18 protein-coding genes are annotated in these 17342 nt (G+C 43.1%); 14 read left to right on the top strand and 4 right to left on the bottom strand.

What is annotated here, in order from left to right; translation table 11 throughout:
- Window positions 1–18: 18 nt before the first annotated feature.
- From Q9R21_RS00965 to Q9R21_RS00915, 11 genes are all read left to right on the top strand, one after another.
- Window positions 19–474: a phosphoglycerate mutase family protein gene (locus Q9R21_RS00965; RefSeq protein WP_243474776.1), complete on the top strand. Its 456-nt coding sequence runs from the start codon at window positions 19–21 to the stop codon at window positions 472–474.
- Between the two features lie 30 nt (window positions 475–504).
- Entirely contained in the window at window positions 505–1644 is a 1140-nt protein-coding gene (gspL, locus tag Q9R21_RS00960; RefSeq protein WP_311203529.1) for a type II secretion system protein GspL, read from the top strand.
- Complete coding sequence (gene gspM / locus Q9R21_RS00955; RefSeq protein WP_222112043.1) at window positions 1644–2123, top strand: type II secretion system protein GspM; 480 nt, start codon at window positions 1644–1646, stop codon at window positions 2121–2123. The genes gspL and gspM overlap by 1 nt, the downstream gene beginning before the upstream one ends.
- Window positions 2124–2213: 90 nt before the next feature.
- Complete coding sequence (locus tag Q9R21_RS00950) at window positions 2214–3215, top strand: quinone-dependent dihydroorotate dehydrogenase (RefSeq protein ID WP_311203528.1); 1002 nt, start codon at window positions 2214–2216, stop codon at window positions 3213–3215.
- Between the two features lie 5 nt (window positions 3216–3220).
- A complete protein-coding gene (locus Q9R21_RS00945; RefSeq protein ID WP_311203527.1) occupies window positions 3221–3802 on the top strand; it encodes a CvpA family protein in 582 nt (193 codons plus the stop codon).
- Between the two features lie 24 nt (window positions 3803–3826).
- Window positions 3827–5362, top strand: a complete 1536-nt coding sequence (purF, locus tag Q9R21_RS00940; RefSeq protein ID WP_004729956.1) for an amidophosphoribosyltransferase — start codon at window positions 3827–3829, stop codon at window positions 5360–5362.
- 89 nt (window positions 5363–5451) lie between these two features.
- Window positions 5452–7341, top strand: coding sequence for a M48 family metalloprotease (locus tag Q9R21_RS00935; RefSeq protein WP_311203526.1), 1890 nt, complete (start codon window positions 5452–5454; stop codon window positions 7339–7341).
- 204 nt (window positions 7342–7545) lie between these two features.
- Entirely contained in the window at window positions 7546–8190 is a 645-nt protein-coding gene (locus Q9R21_RS00930; protein ID WP_253174311.1) for a hypothetical protein, read from the top strand.
- 22 nt (window positions 8191–8212) lie between these two features.
- Complete coding sequence (locus Q9R21_RS00925) at window positions 8213–9178, top strand: D-glycerate dehydrogenase (RefSeq protein WP_311203525.1); 966 nt, start codon at window positions 8213–8215, stop codon at window positions 9176–9178.
- Window positions 9179–9294: 116 nt separating this feature from the next.
- Window positions 9295–10737, top strand: a complete 1443-nt coding sequence (locus Q9R21_RS00920) for a M48 family metalloprotease (RefSeq protein WP_213032099.1) — start codon at window positions 9295–9297, stop codon at window positions 10735–10737.
- Window positions 10738–10844: 107 nt separating this feature from the next.
- Window positions 10845–11204: a hypothetical protein gene (locus tag Q9R21_RS00915; RefSeq protein WP_005107293.1), complete on the top strand. Its 360-nt coding sequence runs from the start codon at window positions 10845–10847 to the stop codon at window positions 11202–11204.
- A 69-nt stretch (window positions 11205–11273) separates the two neighbouring features.
- Here Q9R21_RS00915 and Q9R21_RS00910 read toward each other — a convergent pair whose 3' ends face one another.
- On the bottom strand, window positions 11274–11720 hold the full coding sequence (locus Q9R21_RS00910; RefSeq protein WP_004280076.1) for a GatB/YqeY domain-containing protein: 447 nt from the start codon (window positions 11718–11720) through the stop codon (window positions 11274–11276).
- A gap of 33 nt (window positions 11721–11753) precedes the next feature.
- Window positions 11754–11969, bottom strand: coding sequence for a 30S ribosomal protein S21 (rpsU, locus tag Q9R21_RS00905; protein WP_001136722.1), 216 nt, complete (start codon window positions 11967–11969; stop codon window positions 11754–11756).
- Between the two features lie 147 nt (window positions 11970–12116).
- Here rpsU and tsaD point away from each other — a divergent pair, with 147 nt between their 5' ends.
- The 3 genes from tsaD (at window position 12117) to Q9R21_RS00890 (ending at window position 15831) form a co-directional block, all read left to right on the top strand.
- Window positions 12117–13133 carry a tRNA (adenosine(37)-N6)-threonylcarbamoyltransferase complex transferase subunit TsaD gene (gene tsaD / locus Q9R21_RS00900; RefSeq protein ID WP_311203524.1) on the top strand — a complete coding sequence of 339 codons (1017 nt, stop codon included), beginning with the start codon at window positions 12117–12119 and terminating at the stop codon, window positions 13131–13133.
- Window positions 13134–13337: 204 nt separating this feature from the next.
- Window positions 13338–14297: a sensor domain-containing diguanylate cyclase gene (locus tag Q9R21_RS00895; RefSeq protein WP_311203523.1), complete on the top strand. Its 960-nt coding sequence runs from the start codon at window positions 13338–13340 to the stop codon at window positions 14295–14297.
- 487 nt (window positions 14298–14784) lie between these two features.
- Window positions 14785–15831, top strand: a complete 1047-nt coding sequence (locus Q9R21_RS00890; RefSeq protein ID WP_311203522.1) for a hypothetical protein — start codon at window positions 14785–14787, stop codon at window positions 15829–15831.
- A gap of 101 nt (window positions 15832–15932) precedes the next feature.
- On the opposite strand, the gene Q9R21_RS00885 is transcribed toward Q9R21_RS00890, so the two are convergent.
- Window positions 15933–16346: a DUF6176 family protein gene (locus Q9R21_RS00885; RefSeq protein WP_311203521.1), complete on the bottom strand. Its 414-nt coding sequence runs from the start codon at window positions 16344–16346 to the stop codon at window positions 15933–15935.
- A complete protein-coding gene (locus Q9R21_RS00880) occupies window positions 16336–17208 on the bottom strand; it encodes an ATP-binding protein (protein WP_004280026.1) in 873 nt (290 codons plus the stop codon). Before Q9R21_RS00880 ends, Q9R21_RS00885 begins: the two co-directional genes overlap by 11 nt.
- Window positions 17209–17342 lie beyond the last annotated feature (134 nt).

The raw sequence follows: 17342 nt of genomic DNA, 5'->3' as shown, positions 1-17342 counted from the left end.
AGAATATAAGGAAATCAAATGCAACTGACTTTAGTTCGACATGGCGAGGCCGCACCACCGGTCAATGGTAATGACACCAAGCGACCTTTAACGGAGCGTGGTCATCAACAGGCTGAGCAGACTTCACAGTTCTTAAAGGATCTGATTAAGCCTGAAGTCTTTGTGGTCAGTCCGTTATTGCGTGCGCAGGAAACTCTGGCACATTTGCAGCATTATTTTAAAGATGTGCCGGTGGTGATCTGTAATACGATCAAACCGGATGATGATGCTAAGGTCGCAGTGGAATGGTTATCGCAACTGCCTTATGAGTCGATTGCAGTGGTGTGTCATATGAATGTGGTGGCCCATATGTCTTCCATTCTGCTGGCTGAATCTTTTCATCCCTATGCATTGGCAGAAGCACGCATTTATGATCAGGCGGTGATTGCCCCTGGCTTATCCACACAGATAAAAAGCTTTATTCCTACACTATAAAAAATTTATTAAAACGGCAGAACACAATCGATGTTGTATTTATGGATGCCTGAAGCCAATGGGGTTTGGCAATGGTCAACTGGGGAATTCTGGAACACTGCAGTCACACTTGAGCAGCTGATTCAGGATATACAGGCTCATCATGGCGAAGAGGCGGTGGTGTTTTTTCCGAGCCGTCATGTGCAAATTTTGCAGCAGACCTTGCCTAAGAGCCAATATAAGAAAATGGGCAATGATGGCATCAAATATTTGCTCGAAGAATATGTGGTGCTGCCGGTAGATGCCATGAAAGTGCTGCATCATTTTCAACAGCCGGATCAGATCAGCATTATGGGAATTGCGAATTCTACGCTTGAGACCTTGCAACATGCTTTAAGCCTGATCCCGGTCAAGCTAGCAGCTTTGTTGCCGGACTTTTTAGTGCTGCCGGTTCCTGATGCCAATCAGCGTGTGATTGCTCAAATTGGTGGGCGTTTGCTGGTGCGCGAGTCGGAATATATCGGTCAGTCGCTGGATGATCTAAGCCTTTATCTGGATTATCAGTCCAAGGACCTCAGCTATAAGGTGAGCAACCTGAATCAGGAGCAGTTGCGTAGTCTTGAAGCACTCATCACTCAGGAGCAACTGGAGTCTTTCCAATATGGAATTCCTGTACTGAAAAAACCAAAACAGCATCCGTTTAATATATTGCCTAAAGCAAAATCTGATGGTGCTATTTCCGGTTATTGGAAAGCCTGCGCGGCGGTTTTTCTGGGTATTTTGGCATTGCAGTTTAGTTATGATGCTGTGCGCTGGTATCAATATAAGAAAGTGGCGAATCAGACCGCCGCGCAAGCCATCGACCAGTTTAAATACTGGTTTGGACAGAATTATCCGGTGACTGAGCAGAATATCAAAAGTCAGTTTGAAGGGCAGTTGCGTCAAAGCCAGATTGCAGATACACACGCATTGCAGCTGATTAGTCGGGTGGGACCAGTCTTGATGCAAAATCAGATTGTGGCACAACGGGTGAATTATGATGCTTCTGTGCTCAGTATGGAACTTAAAGCCAATTCATCAGAAACGTTAAATGCACTGACCACACAATTAAGCCAGCAAGGCTTTAAGGTGGAGCTGGGGAATATTCAGGCCAGCGGAACAGCAGCAATCGGACTGGTGAGGATTCAATAATGAAAGGCATTGAAGCGCTACAAAATCGTATGGATCAGTCTTTTGAAAAGCTGAGCGATTATCTGGACAGCCTGTCGGTACGTGAACGGGTATTGGTGATTTTTACCACTGTTTTTGTAATTGTGGCGGCAGTCGGTTCTGCACTCTGGTATATGCATCAGGCGGCAGACACCCAGCAAAAACGCTTAAATCAGCTGAAAGATACCATTGTCTGGATGCAAAGTAATGCAGTAACCATGAAACCGGCTGGGGACACGCAACTGGATGCTGCAGAAAAAGTACAGCGGGTCGCACAGCAGCAAGGATTGTCGGTGGCTTCTCAGCAAATGGAAGGAAAAATTCAATTGGCGGTCATGCATGAAAATTATGCAGTACTGGCAAATTTCCTGACTCAGTTGGCACAAATGGGGCTAAGTATCGAGAAAATGGAACTAAATAATGAGGCAGGACAGATTAAATTAACGGCGACCATACAATAAACGGTAAAAATAAAGATTTGCAAAGCATGGTTTTTTTGTCAGCCTATGCCTATAATATGCCGACTTAAAAAGCAGTAGACTTTTCTGGATATGTTGTATTCTCTAGCCCGCCCTTTGTTGTTTTCTTTAGCACCAGAGCGTGCACATGAGCTGACATTATCACTATTGAAATCATCCCATAAAATGGGTTTGATGCGTCAAAACGTTGCTGCGAAACCTGTGACCTGTATGGGAATCGAATTTCCCAATCCGGTAGGTCTTGCGGCAGGTTTGGACAAAAATGGTGCCTATATTGACGCCCTTGCCGGTCAAGGTTTTGGTTTTATTGAAATTGGTACCATTACCCCGCGACCGCAAGCCGGTAATCCTCATCCGCGTTTATTCCGTTTGCCACAGGCCAAAGCCATTATTAACCGTATGGGTTTTAATAATGATGGCGTGGATCGGCTGGTTGAAAATGTCAAAGCGGCCAAATTTAAAGGTATTCTCGGTATCAATATCGGTAAAAACGCTGATACTCCGGTAGAAAAAGCAGTAGATGATTACCTCATCTGTTTAGAAAAAGTCTATAATTATGCTTCTTATATTACCGTCAACATTTCTTCTCCCAATACCAAAAACCTGCGCAGCCTGCAAAGTGGTGATGCACTCACCGAACTGCTGGAAACATTGAAGAAGCGTCAGCTTGAATTGGCTCAGGAATACCAGCATTATGTACCTTTGGTACTCAAAGTGGCGCCTGATCTGGATAACAGCGATATTGCCTTTATTGCCAAGCAGTTATTGCGGTTCAAGATTGATGGCCTGATCGTGACCAATACCACGCTGTCACGTGAAGGCGTAGAGGGTTTGGAGCATGCAGAGGAAGCGGGCGGTTTGTCTGGCGCGCCAGTATTTGAGAAAAGTACCGCATGTCTGGCTGCATTTGCTGCGGTATTAAAAGGACAAATCCCATTGATTGGTGTGGGTGGTATTCTTTCGGGTGCAGATGCTGCTGCCAAGAAACAGGCAGGTGCCAGCCTTGTACAAATTTATAGTGGCCTCATTTATACTGGCCCTAAACTTGTAAAAGATTGTGTAGACGCACTTTAAATCCTATGAATGCCATTGATATCTTTCTACTGATTATCTTGCTCATTGGAGGGCTCAACGGTTTGCGTCAAGGATTTATTAAAGCCTTTGCGAACTTAGTGGGATGGATATTTGCCCTGATTATTGCGGCAAAATATTCAACACTACTTGCGCCGTCTATGGTTGCTCTGAGTACAGATCCAGTCGTACAAAAGATTGCGGCCTTCGCTTTTATCGTCCTGCTGATCGTAGTTCTGACCTGGAGCGTTACTGCACTGTTGAACCGTATTTTAAAGAGTCTCAAGCTGGGTCCTCTCAACCGTCTGGCAGGTGGTGTCTTTGGTAGCCTGAAAGGTCTGCTGATTGTCCTGATTACCATGCAGGGGATTGGCCCGTGGGTAGAAAGCTCACCACACTGGAAACAGTCCAAGTTTATTCAAGCTTTATTGCCTTATGCGCCTTGGGCGACGCAAATGTCGAAAGAAGCCGCGAATGGTGCACTACAACATATCAAGCCTGAAGGGGCATCGAAACCTTCAGCTTCATCATCTGAAACATCGTCCAAGTCTGGAGCTGCAGATGAGTCTACAAATAATCCTTTTTATTAATCCTAGCTTGTCTGCGAGGTTGCTATGTGTGGAGTAGTTGGTATAGCTGGTAAATCACCCGTTAACCAAATGTTGTTTGATGCATTAACGATGTTACAACATCGTGGACAAGATGCAGCTGGGATCGTGACATGTGATGAAGGACGTTTATTCCTGCGCAAAGACAATGGTATGGTGCGTGATGTATTCCATACCCGTCATATGCGTGCTTTGAAAGGAAATTACGGTATTGGTCATGTGCGTTATCCAACAGCCGGTTCATCGAGCAGTGCTGAAGCACAGCCGTTTTATGTGAACTCGCCGTACGGGATTACCTTGGCACATAATGGTAACCTGACCAATGCTGAAGAAATTCATGATGACCTGTTCAAAACTGACTTGCGTCATATGAACACCGATTCTGATTCGGAAGTCCTGTTAAACGTGTTTGCGCATGAATTGCAAAAACATGGCAAATTGGTACCGACGTCGGAAGATATTTTCCATGCGGTGACGCGTGTGCATGAGCGTTGCAAAGGCGCTTATGGTGTGGTGGCGATGATTACCGGTCAGGGACTGGTAGGCTTCCGTGATCCAAATGGTATTCGTCCACTGATCTACGGTTCACGTGAAACTGAACAGGGTATGGAATATATCATTGCTTCTGAATCTGTTGCGATTACTGCGCTGGGCTTTAAAGTTGAGCGTGATATTTTGCCTGGTGAAGCGGTATTTATTGATTTAGAAGGTAATTTTTTTACCAAGCAATGTGCGGCGAATGCTGAATACCGTCCTTGTATTTTTGAATATGTTTATTTTGCCCGTCCAGATGCCATCATTGATGGAATCTCGGTGTATAAAGCACGTTTGAAAATGGGTGAGAAGCTGGCGCAAAAAATTCTGCGTGAGTGGGGTGAAGAGCATGATATTGATGTGGTGATTCCGATTCCGGATACTTCACGTACTTCAGCGCTAGAACTTGCCAATATGTTGGGCGTGAAATTCCGTGAAGGTTTCATGAAAAACCGTTATATCGGCCGGACCTTCATTATGCCTGGTCAGCAGCTGCGTAAAAAATCGGTACGTCAAAAACTGAACCCGGTTGAGCTTGAGTTTAAAGGTAAAAACGTACTGTTGGTGGATGACTCGATTGTCCGTGGTACGACCTGTAATGAAATTATCCAGATGGCTCGTGATTCTGGTGCGAAAAAAGTATTCTTCGCTTCTGCAGCACCGATGGTGAAATATCCAAACGTTTACGGTATTGATATGCCGGCGAAATCTGAGCTGATTGCATCGGAACGTAGCGTGGAAGAAATCCGTGAAATTATTGGTGCTGACCGTCTGATTTTCCAGGATCTGGAAGATTTGAAAGATGCGGTAAGAACCACCAAAGTACCGGATGTCAAAGACTTTGATTGTTCAGTGTTTGATGGCATCTATGTTTCGGGCGGTATTGATGCGCAATATCTGGATGATCTTCAGCAAAAACGTAGTGACAGTGCCATGAAAGAAAGCAATTATATTGATGTCAATATTGATGCAGCCTCAGTGGATTTGACTGGCGTACGCGAAGTCTAAGTAGTTAAAATCATCATGAAAAAGCGGGAATTTCCCGCTTTTTTGTTTTATGATGAGCCCATTGAAAATCATCATTTTAGGATTCTGCATTGCGAAACGTAGGATACGATTTTATAAAAAACAAAAATATAGTACTGCCTGTAAGTTTTTGCCTGATTGCAATTCTGTTGACTATTTTTATTATTAATACCGTTGTTGGTCTCTTTGTTTTTTATACTGATCCTAGCCAGTCAATCTTCTGGCATGCGCTGAGTCCTTACCTGATTGCTTTGCTATTATGTGCCATGATGATCTCGGTCATCTACGAGTTTTATATTTTTCGGAATGGTGGTTATTCACTGGCGAAGCAGTTGGGTGCGCGTCGGTTGAGTCCGATGGACAGTATTCCCGAAGAAAGTGCTGCATTGCACATTAACCAACAGTTGGCAGAGACTTTTCTGATTGATGTTCCTGCAGTATATGTGCTGCCCGATGAAGTCGGTGTCAATGCGCTGACGGCGGGTTTTAGTCCGCGGGATACCGCAATTATCCTGACTTGGGGTGCGATACAAACACTGGATAAAGTCGAGCTGTATGGCTTGCTCAGCCATGAATTCAATAAAATCCTCTCTGGTGAAGCTGCAGAAAATACCCGTTTGAAAATTCTGTATAGCAGTCTAACCACGTTTAGTCAGTGTGGCAGTAAGATTGCCAAGTCCGGTTTTTATCGAGCGGGTAGTCCCCGTGAAAACAAGTTTGAAACTTTCTATGTTGCAGTCGGTGCGGTGATCTGGCTGATTGGTAGTTTGGGTGTTTTGATTTCCCGTTTTATTAAATATATTTCACTGGGTGGTCGAACCTATAAAAATGATCGGAAGACCCGTCGCCTGATTCAAAATGATGCCAATATCCAGACTTTACTCAGAATCCATGTGCATCATTCTGGCTCCCAGATTTATAGTGAATATGCTGAATCCATTTCACATATGTGCTTTGCCAATTCCTTGAGCCCACAAAACTGGCTGAATATTCATCCCAATATCAATCAGCGGATTTATGAATTAAATCCTGCCTTGATTCAGGACTTACAGCTTGAGAATCTGAAAAAACTCAAAAATCAGCCTTTGTTTAGTTTGTTCCGTTCTTTAGAAGAAGTGGTGCCTGAAACTGCAATGAGCTGGAGCTCGCCACAGCCTTTGCCATTATTGCGGCTGTCTCCGATCAGTTTTGCGATTAAAGATGCGATCAAACCACTGAATCCGGAACTTCGGCTCAAGATGCCACGTCCGGAACTGATTGAGCGTGCATTACAAACCGCAACTGGTTCTCGTGAAGTGATGGTCGCCATTTTAATGATCCGTCAATATCGTGAATTTATTCCGACTGAGGCTGAAGTTAGCCGTGCCATTGTAGATTCATTGCTCAATCTGGACGGGCGGGTGCATATCTCGATTTTCCAGCAAGCTTGTAACAATATTGGTGGCATGCCGACAACTGTTGCACGCCAGTTTTTGATGAAGCTGGCACGGATTATTCAGGAAGATGGCGAAATTGGCCTGTTGGATGCATTATTACTGGAATGTGTGAAATACGAACTGAATTTGCTTCCTGCACATACGCCTACAGCACTCGATGAGGTCAAGCCACAGATTGTGCGTTTGATCGACGCCTTGCTGCATGTACAGCAGATTAATAGCGGCAACCAGCTTGAGGTGCGGGAGCGGATTTTAAACCGGATTCTGACCGCTCAGGAACTGGACTTATATAATGAAATTTCTGATGAGCCGATTGATCTAGCAGAAATCCTGAATGATATTGCGGGGCTGTTATTGCGTGATCGCCTCAGTATTTTAGGTATTGCAGAGGCCTGTTTGTGGAGTGATCGTATCGTGACACAGGATGAGTTGGACGTGATGGAGCTGTTGTATTGGCGCTTGGGTTTTGAGGCAGAACAGGTCGTTCAGCAAATGTTAAAGAAGAACAGTTTAACCATTCTGTAGAAAATAAATGAGAACGCGCAGCTTTAGCCGGAATCTGTTATAACAGCAGGAATGGTTTAATTGTGTATTAAAAGCACGGTTTTTAGCAGACAGCTAAACTTTGTACTAGAATCCATCAGGATAAAAAAGAAAAGCTGAAAAAGTTCGGCAAAGCACAGGCAATCCGGCTAAAATGTTCAGCCTGAAATTGGTGATGATGAAAAGATGATTGGGCATCAGCGTGACATACTGGCAACATTAGGAATCGATCTCTGGATTCCTAGGGACAGCGCATGTCAGCCGCACCAGGTTTCGATCTGGCGTGATCAGGCTGCACCTGAATTTCACACCGATATCGTCTTACCACAGCCTGCTTCCGTAGAGGCGTTGGCTGATCTACCGATTCCTGAGCCAGAGCCAATTGTTACGCTTAAGGTTGATACACCACCTGCGGCACCGACTCACATTGCACCTGTTCAGGAACAGCGTGAAATCGTACAAATCCCGCCATTCAGTTTGCAGGCTTTAAGTCTGGCACATTGCAGTATCGTGATTGATGCAACTGCAATGACCGAAGACACCCAGAATTTATGGGGCAATATCCAGCGTGCAGTCCCAGGTGAGTTTCATGAGCTGAACTGGCCATTTCCCTGGGCCAATGTTCAGGATGGACGTGGTGTAGAATCCTATATTCAGGGTTTTCTGGATGGAATGAGTGCAGAGAAAAATATTATTTTCCTCGGGCCTGTAGCGCATATATCAAATACGAAAATGATCCAGTTGGCATCTTTACAAGAAATGCTGGATCAGCCGATTCTAAAAAAACGTTTATGGCAGTTTATGCAAAATAGGACTGCCAGTCTGGAATAATCTTGCTGTGGAATAAAAATAGATGAAACAAAAAGTGGTTGTATTTAGTCAAATTGATACTGATATTCAAAACAAGCTGGAACAAAATTATCAGGTTAGTTATATACAACCGAAGCTAGGCGATGTGAATCAACAGCTTTTGCAGCAGGTTCAGGATGCTGATGGCATGATTGGCGCAGGGCGCTTGTTGAATCGCGATAATCTGGCCAGTGCCACCCGGTTAAAAATTATCTCCAGTGTCAGTGTCGGTTATGACAACTATGAACTGGATTATTTAAATGAAAAGAAAATTTATCTCAGTCATACGCCGCATGTACTGACTGAAACCACTGCTGACCTGGCTTTCATTTTACTGATGTCAGCAGCACGCAAAGTGGCTTACCTGGATCAATGGACCAAGCAGGGACAATGGCAGCGTACCGTGGGCGAAGCACAATTTGGTATGGATATTTTTGGAAAAACCCTCGGAATTATTGGTCTCGGTCATATTGGAGCTGCAATCGCACGTCGTGGTTTTTACGGTTTTAATATGAATATTCTGTATCATAATCGTCGGGAAAAACCAGAACTTGCTCAAGGGTTGAATGCGAAATATTGCCAGCTTGAGGAACTGTTACAGCGTTCTGACTTTGTGGTCGTTGCAGTAGATTTGAATGCGGATTCTAAGGCGCTGATTGCGACAGCGGAATTGGCTAAAATGCAATCCCATGCAGTATTGGTCAATATTTCACGTGGCTCGGTCATTGATGAACAGGCATTAATTTCAGCTTTAAAAGCCAAGCAGGTTTTTGCTGCCGGTCTGGATGTGTATCAGAAAGAGCCGTTAAAGGAATCGGAATTATTCCAGTTGGATAATGTGGTTACATTGCCACATGTGGGTTCGGCCACTGCAGCCACCCGTAAAAAAATGGCAGAACTGGCTTATCAGAATCTTGTTGATGCCTTGGAAGGACGAGTGCCCCGTTATGTGGTCAATCCGGAATTTTAAAATGCATCTGATTCGTCGTTTAAATGGTATTAAAAAATAACATTTTCTTGCGTCTCTGCTCATTGTTCAATGCTATATTCAAGATAAATTAGATCGGCAGGATTAGAGATTTTTCATTGAAACGATTGGCGCTGGCGTGTGGCTTAAGTCTGTATATGGTAGCAGGGCACGGCTCTAACCATGATTTTAATCAAGTAAATGTACAATTTTCTGTGCCTGATATTGGTACAGGCGTCGGCTTACTCGATCAACAAAAAGAAAAAATGATCGGTGAAAAAGTCTATCGTGAAGTGCATAAACAAATGCCGGTCCTGCAAAATCCATGGCTTGAAGATCAGTTGCTTTCAGTATTTTCTCATATCCTGAGTCAGACTCAATTGCAACAGCCGATCGGTTTGCTGGTCATTAATGATCCCCAAATTAATGCTTTCGCCGTACCGGGTGGCCTCTTTGCACTTAATGCTGGTCTGATTAATTCAGCCCGAAACATGGATGAAGTGGCAGGAGTGATGGCGCATGAAATTGCACATGTCACACAACGTCATTACAGTCGCTCTCAGGATGCATTTAAAGGGCAAGGTTTACTGGCGCTAGCCGGAATTCTCGTCGGTGCTTTGGTCGCTTCTCAGGCAGATGGCGATGTCGGCACAGCGGTCATGATGGGTTCACAGGCAGCACTTCTGGATAAACAGCTTACCTATAGCCGTAATCAGGAGCGTGAGGCAGACCGGATTGGTATGCAATATATGTATCGTTCCGGTTATAACCCGCATAGTATGGCAGATTTCTTTGAGGTCATGCATCGCTCGACCAGCCGCTTAAGCTTTCTGCCGGATTTCTGGTTCACTCATCCACTCACCACCGAGCGTATGAGTGAAGCACGTTTACGTGCCAACCAGCTTCCTGCGGTGAAACGCAGTCTCAATGACCAAGACTTTGACATTATCAAGTGGTATAGCAGGGTATTGTCTGGTCAGACCAATGCAGAGCAGCTTATCCTGATGGACCGGCAAAATAATTTTGCAGGCCAGCTTGCCTTAACTGCCTATCGAATACAGCAAAGTGATTTCCAGGCCGCGCAGGCCACTTTAGATCGAGCAAAAAAGCATAACCAGATGCATCCTTTACAGGTTTTATTCCAGACTGATATTTATTTAGCTCAGAACCAGCTTGATGCAGCTTTGGAAAGTGTAGCGTCAGCAGCGCGGATCATGCCGGAAAATCGAGCGCTCAATTATAAATATGCAGAAGTGCTGATTCGCGCCAAGCAACCCGATAAAGCAAAAGTTTTAGTGCAGCGATTTCTAAATGCCAATTCACGGGATGTCAGTGGCTGGCGACTAATGCAACTGGCTGCCAATGCAGAGCCAGATTCGCCGATTAAGGCTGCTAATGTGCTGCGCTATCGTGCAGAAGTAGAATATTGGTCAGGATATGAAGAAACTGCCATCAAATCATTATTACATGCACAGCGTAGCGTAAAGAATAATCAATCTTTATCGTCCACCATTCGCCAGCGTCTGAAGCAGATGCAGCAGGCACATCAATATAAGATTTAAAGCTGAACTGGGTTTTAAGTTTTTGTATCAGGATGATATAGCAAGAATATATTCAATCAGGCTACAATCTTTTTGAAAGATCAGCGTGAATCAAACTGAAGCATAATATGAAAAAAATACTATTGGGCGTGTGTCTACTGGGGTGGAGTTATGGGGTTTTTGCTGCGAGTGCAGTTGAATATGTAGAAGCAATAGAACGAATTAATGCGGATTATAAAAAGGAATCGCGTCAGTTTTTAAGTGGTTTAAATCCGCAGCAACAGGGATTTAGTCCTGAGCAGAATGCAAAATTTTGTGGAATTGTAGGACGTTATGTTGATCGTTTATATCAGGCCGCTGACCAGAATCGTCCTTATCTGGATCGTCAGTTTCAAAATATGAGTAAACGGGATGTAATTGTAGAAGTGAAATCGTCGAAAGAGATGCAATTACTTAAGCGTTATCAGGTCGATTGTAATTTGCAATGAGAATACGTCAGGAACTGTCTTTGATTAAAGGCAGTTCAACGTTAAAGAGAAAATGCTAGAGAGTATGGATTAAGCAAGTTGCGCTTTGATTTTGGCGGAAACTTGTGCAGGATCGGCGCGCCCGGCTATGAGCGGACGCAGAGAATTCATCACCTTACCCATATCTTTCATGCTAGTAGCTTGTTGCGCTGCAATAGCTTGCGCAATCATGGAATCAAGTTCTTCCTCAGTCATAGCTTCTGGTAGAAACTGAGACAAAATCTCAATTTCGGCTTGTTCCTTACTAGCTAAATCATCTCGGCCAGCGCCTGCAAAGGCTTTAACCGATTCTTTACGTTGTTTAATTTGTTTTTCAATGACCGCAAGAACCTGAGCGTCGTCAAGTTCTTTGCGCTCATCGACTTCGATTTGCTTAATTGCTGCCTGTAGACTACGAATGACCGTCAGCTTGGACATTTCTTTGGCACGCATTGTTGCTTTCAAAACATCCGTGATTTGGTCTTTTAAAGTCGTCATTATTTATTCCAGGCAATCAATCACAAATTAATCTTAGTAAAGGCGAGTTGTACGTACTGATTCACGCGCCAATTTCTTTTGGTAGCGTTTAACAGCAGCAGCTTTTTTGCGCTTACGTTCTTGAGTTGGTTTCTCGTAGAATTCACGCTTACGTACGTCAGCAAGAACACCCGCTTTTTCGCATGAACGTTTGAAACGACGGATAGCTACGTCTACTGGTTCGCCTTCTTTCAATTTAACTTGTGGCATGAAGAATCCTCATATCAGTTAGGGTAAGATCTCGGGCTGAATTGCCCTCAATCACAAGTGAAGGTCAGTATTTTACTCATTTACATCTCATACCACAAGTCTATAATAGTTGCTGCAATAGAATTGATACAGGTTATAGGCAGTTTAATGATCGTTTTAGGCTTGGAAACGTCGTGTGATGAAACAGGACTTGCGCTGTATGACAGCGAGTTGGGTTTGCGCGGACAGGTGCTTTATAGCCAGATTAAACTGCATGCAGAATATGGCGGTGTAGTTCCAGAGCTAGCGTCACGTGATCATGTGCGTAAACTGATTCCACTCATCAATGAGCTGCTTGAACAGAGCGGCGTGAAAAAATCAGAAATTGATGCAGTCGCATATACCCGTGGCCCGGGTCTGATGGGCGCACTCATGACCGGTGCATTGTTTGGTCGTACTTTGGCCTTTGCGCTGAATAAACCCGCAATTGGTGTGCATCATATGGAAGGTCATATGCTGGCACCTTTATTGTCAGAAACTCCGCCTGAGTTTCCATTTGTCGCATTGTTGGTATCGGGTGGACATTCTCAGCTCATGGCTGCTTATGGCATTGGCCAGTATGAACTCTTGGGTGAATCCATTGATGATGCGGCAGGCGAAGCATTTGATAAAGTCGCGAAGATGATGGGTCTGCCGTATCCGGGTGGCCCGAATATTTCCAAACTGGCAGAGCACGGCGATCCAAATGCATTTGCATTCCCGCGACCAATGCTGCATCAAGGTTTAGAATTTTCATTCAGTGGTCTAAAAACCGCAGTTTCTGTACAAATGAAAAAACTCGGTGATGAAAACCGCGATGCCGATATCGCTGCCAGTTTTCAGGAAGCCATTGTCGATACTCTGGTGAAAAAGTCGGTGAAAGCACTGAAGCAAACGGAGCTTAAACGCCTGGTGATTGCGGGCGGTGTTAGTGCCAACAAGCGTTTACGTGAGCGTTTAGAAGCAGATTTAGCCAAGATTCGTGCATCTGTTTATTATGCTGAACCTGCACTCTGTACAGACAATGGTGCCATGATTGCTTTTGCGGGCTATCAGCGTCTCAAAGCAGGACAGCATGATGGCTTGGCTGTGACGACAACTCCACGTTGGCCAATGACGGAACTGACTAATCCGACTGAGGCATAGATTTCAGGCTTGAAGAAAAGAGGCTTAGGCCTCTTTTTTATTGTGAATTTTTAAATGAAAACTTATAGCAACGGTATGTTGTAAATATATAGTTTTATAGCTGTATTTAGAACTCTTATATTCTATTGAAACTGGAAAAATAGTTTAATAGCTTAAGTTGATATCATGCATATTTTTACAGGTTTGCAGCAGAGGCAATCTCGAATGGAAAATATAAATTTCAAAAGTTTTCAGGATGCTGGAGAGGCGGTGTTAAAGTTTTTGCATCAGCATTTTGGCTTTAATTTATGGATGATCACCCGGGTAGAAGGCCAAGACTGGATTGTGCTGCAAAGTGAAGATCATGGTTATGATATACGACCCGGTCAAGTGTTTCAGTGGGCTGATTCTTTTTGTTCTCATATGGTCGCAGGTAAGGCCCCGAGAATTGCCCCCCGCTCTGAAGAAATTCCTTTATACGCCACAGCGCCGATTAATCAGCAGGTCTGTATAAAATCTTATATTGGTCAGCCACTCCTTAAAGAAGATGGTAGTTTGTTTGGAACGCTCTGTGCGATTGATCCAGAAACCAAATCGGAAGCTATTGTGCAAGATATGCAACTGGTCGAGTTGTTGGGACAATTGCTCAGTTCGATCTTGCAGGCAGAATTACGTCAGAGTGAGCAGATAAGACAGCATGAATTATTGCAGGAAGAAGCCAGTAAAGATGAATTGACCGGGCTCTATAATCGCCGTGCCTGGGAAAAACTGCTGCGAGCAGAAGAAGAGCGTTGTAAGCAATATGGTCATCCCGCCGCTGTATTATTTATTGACCTAAATGACCTAAAAAAGGTGAATGATAGTTTGGGTCATGATGAAGGTGACAGGCTGATTCAAAATGCGGCTCAAGTATTACGAGATAATGTACGGATCAACGATATTGTTGCCCGTTTGGGTGGTGATGAGTTTGTGATTCTTAGCGTAGAAAATGATGAAACGGGTACTAAAAGTTTAGTGGATCGTTTAATTAATGCCTTTGCAGCAGCAAACATTGGCGCAGCGATTGGTATGGCGATGCGTCATCCGAGTCAGGGCTTATTTGCAGCGCTCGCACAAGCGGATCAGAACATGTTTGAATATAAACGTCGGAAAAAATCCAGTGAATCCGTGAGCAATCTCAAATAATTTCTGCTTAAAATTTTCTGTAAATGATTAAGTATCTCATATCATAAAAATGATCATTTTCTATGCTCTAAAGTCATCCTATCTTTCAATATTCTCTTTCATAATCATGAATGAAAGTTGAACATGATTCTTCATAAAAAGAAAATTCAATCCATCTTTAACTTAACAATTACAAATTTTATAAGCTTTGTTGCAAAGTTAATCGATCTAATTAAATGCGCTTTAAGTGTGTTGAAAAGCGACTCTGGTAAGGAACAAGATTCAAATAAACACTTCATTTCTTATGATAATTGTTGTTTGAAATATACATTAAAATTACAGAACCAAAAATTTCTTTGTTAAAGATAAAGCGATATCGAAGGATAAAGCTGGCTGCCAAGAAAAAATATCACCGGCAGAAATAGCATTTGAGCTGTTCAGTTTCGAGAAGGCCAATCTTTAGTGATCACCAAATAAAAATGCAAAGAAATTTTAGGGAATAAATTTTATGAAAAAGCAGATTTCTATCTTTGGACTTGCTCTTGTTTCGGGTTTAATGAGTGCCTGTGGCGGTGGTGGGGGAAGTAGCTCAGACAGTCCTACTGTCACTACACCTCCAAATGTTCCTAAGGAAAGTATTTCCCCTGAGCTTTCAGAGGAGTTTGTCCCGTTTGAAGATCAGGATATTGTAAAGAAAATTCGCGATAAAATTTCCGGAAATACCAGTAATGATACCGACTATAATGTTGCTCTAGGTCACATGATTGGAGAAGTATTCGCAGATTATCCTTATGGGCGTACTGCACGTATTATCAAAATTTATAATTTGGGCATCAATAGTATTAAATATCCAAATCTGATCTGTTCGGAAGTCAATACCATTGGTTCGGTCAAAACCCTGAAATTAAAAACAGATAAAGATAACTGTATTATTCTGGATAAAACTTACCGTAAAGGCTCAAACATTACTCAGACGGTGAATGGTGACACAACGACTTTAAGCTTTAGCAATGTCCGTTATGGTTCAAATGTAGATTTTAATCTCAAGGACGACTACCTGATTTCTGGCACAATTGTGCATCGTAAAACCAAAAATAACATGGGGCAATCCGAATCTTATCAAATCGATCAGTTGGAATTCCAGCGTATCGCCGAGACCGGTCAGGCAGGTACTTCTGGAATCGCGTTTGATACAAAGAGCAAAGAATATCTGCAGGTGCGTAATTATAATTACAGCTTGGTCGATGATTATGGCAGTGGCAGTAATGGGATTCGTACCTTAACCAGTCGTGGTACGATTATCGGTCAGCCTGATCTGGCAGATTATCGTTACAGTTTTGATTTTAATACCACGACACCATTTAAAATGGATGAAACCGTATTAAATAACTATAAGCATTTGCCAAAAGAGGGCGTGCTTAGAATTAAGGACAGCGATGATCAGGTAATTGAGGTCAAACAGAACCAGCCTGAATCATTGAAGGCTACTGTTTATTTCAATGGCAGTGAAATTGATGACCTGCTATGGTCTACTATTATCGGTGATAAACAATAATTCGAGATGTCAAAAAAGCCCTGTATTTCCAGGGCTTTTTTTATTATTGATTGGGGAGAAGTCTTTATTACAAAACTATTTTGAATAGCCGTGCTAATAAATCAGGTAACTGTAGCATCCAATAACAATTCGGCGGGATAAACCGCTTGCCATGAAGTTTTAAACTGTTTATGCATTTGGTCAATTGGGAAAGTACTGAGTTTTGCAATATTTTGCGCTTTTTGAATATTGTCGGCGCGCATATATGCAATCAAATAGTCCTGACCATGAAGTTGCAGATAAAACCAGGACTCGACATGAACCTGTTCAGCCTTAAGCGTTTCAATTATTTCGTCTTGACGTGCTTTCAAAGTACGCTGCCAGTCATGAACTTGCTGCATGTGTAAGGGCTTAAGTTGAATGAGAACTGCGCCGACATCCATAATTTTAATTTTCTTTTGAGTATCATCATTATATAAATGATTTATATGAAAAAAGAGACCTGAACCGGTCGCTTTTAAGTTGTTAAGAGGCATTTAGTTGGGTTGAACCAATCCAGTGCTTGGAAAACTGATAGGCAGCACGTCCTGAACGTTGACCGCGTGCCTGACACCAGCGTAGGGCTTCAGCACGGGTTTCTGGCGTGAGTTCCATGCCTGCCTTTTTGAGGTAATGTTCGACAATTTCCAAATACAGGTTCTGATCCATTGGATAGAAAGACAGCCATAAACCAAAGCGGTCAGACAGTGAAATTTTTTCTTCAATCGCTTCCTGAGGATGTAATTCAGTATATTGCGGCACATCAACTCGGGTAACGGGCGTATTTTCATGCATGAATTCGGGTAATAAATGACGACGGTTACTGGTCGCATAAATCACAAAATTGCTGGAACCGGATTGTAAAGAGCCATCTAAAACACTTTTTAAACTGCGATAATTTTCGTCTTCGGCATTAAAGGCCAGATCATCACAGTAGACAATAAACTTCTCTGGACGCTCTGCAATGAGTTGCTGAATTTGAGGCAGATCGGATAAATCATCCCGTTCGATTTCAATTAATCGTAACCCTTGATCTGCATACTCGGTGAGTAGGGCACGAACAATGGAGGATTTACCCGTACCGCGTGAACCGGTCAGTAAGACATCATTGGCAGGTAAGCCGTTTAAAAACTGCAACGTGTTCTGGATGACTTTTTCTTTTTGTCGCTCAATCCCTTTTAAATCGGCCAGTTCCATCTGTCTAAGCTGATGAATAGGTTTGAGTTCACCATGTTGCCATTTATAGGCATGAGCAGAAAAATCAGGAATTTGTTTTAGTTCGGGCAGACTTTGCTGAAGTTGCTGCAGAACAGTCGAAAGGGCATTTAAAATATGGTCAGGTAACTCAATTTTCGCCATGATTTAACATTACAGATTTAAAATTATGGCTAAGATAGTACCATTGCAAAATTCACAGTCAAAGCCAGAAAAGTATGATAATTTGCTTAAAGTAGAGAATTTTCGTTATTGTAGAGGATAGAAAATTTGTACAC

Origin of the sequence: Acinetobacter sp. RG5 (assembly GCF_031844265.1) — a bacterium.
GTDB lineage: Bacteria > Pseudomonadota > Gammaproteobacteria > Pseudomonadales > Moraxellaceae > Acinetobacter.
Note: the sequence above shows the minus strand (reverse complement) of the source record. Positions and strands in the feature narration are given on the sequence as shown.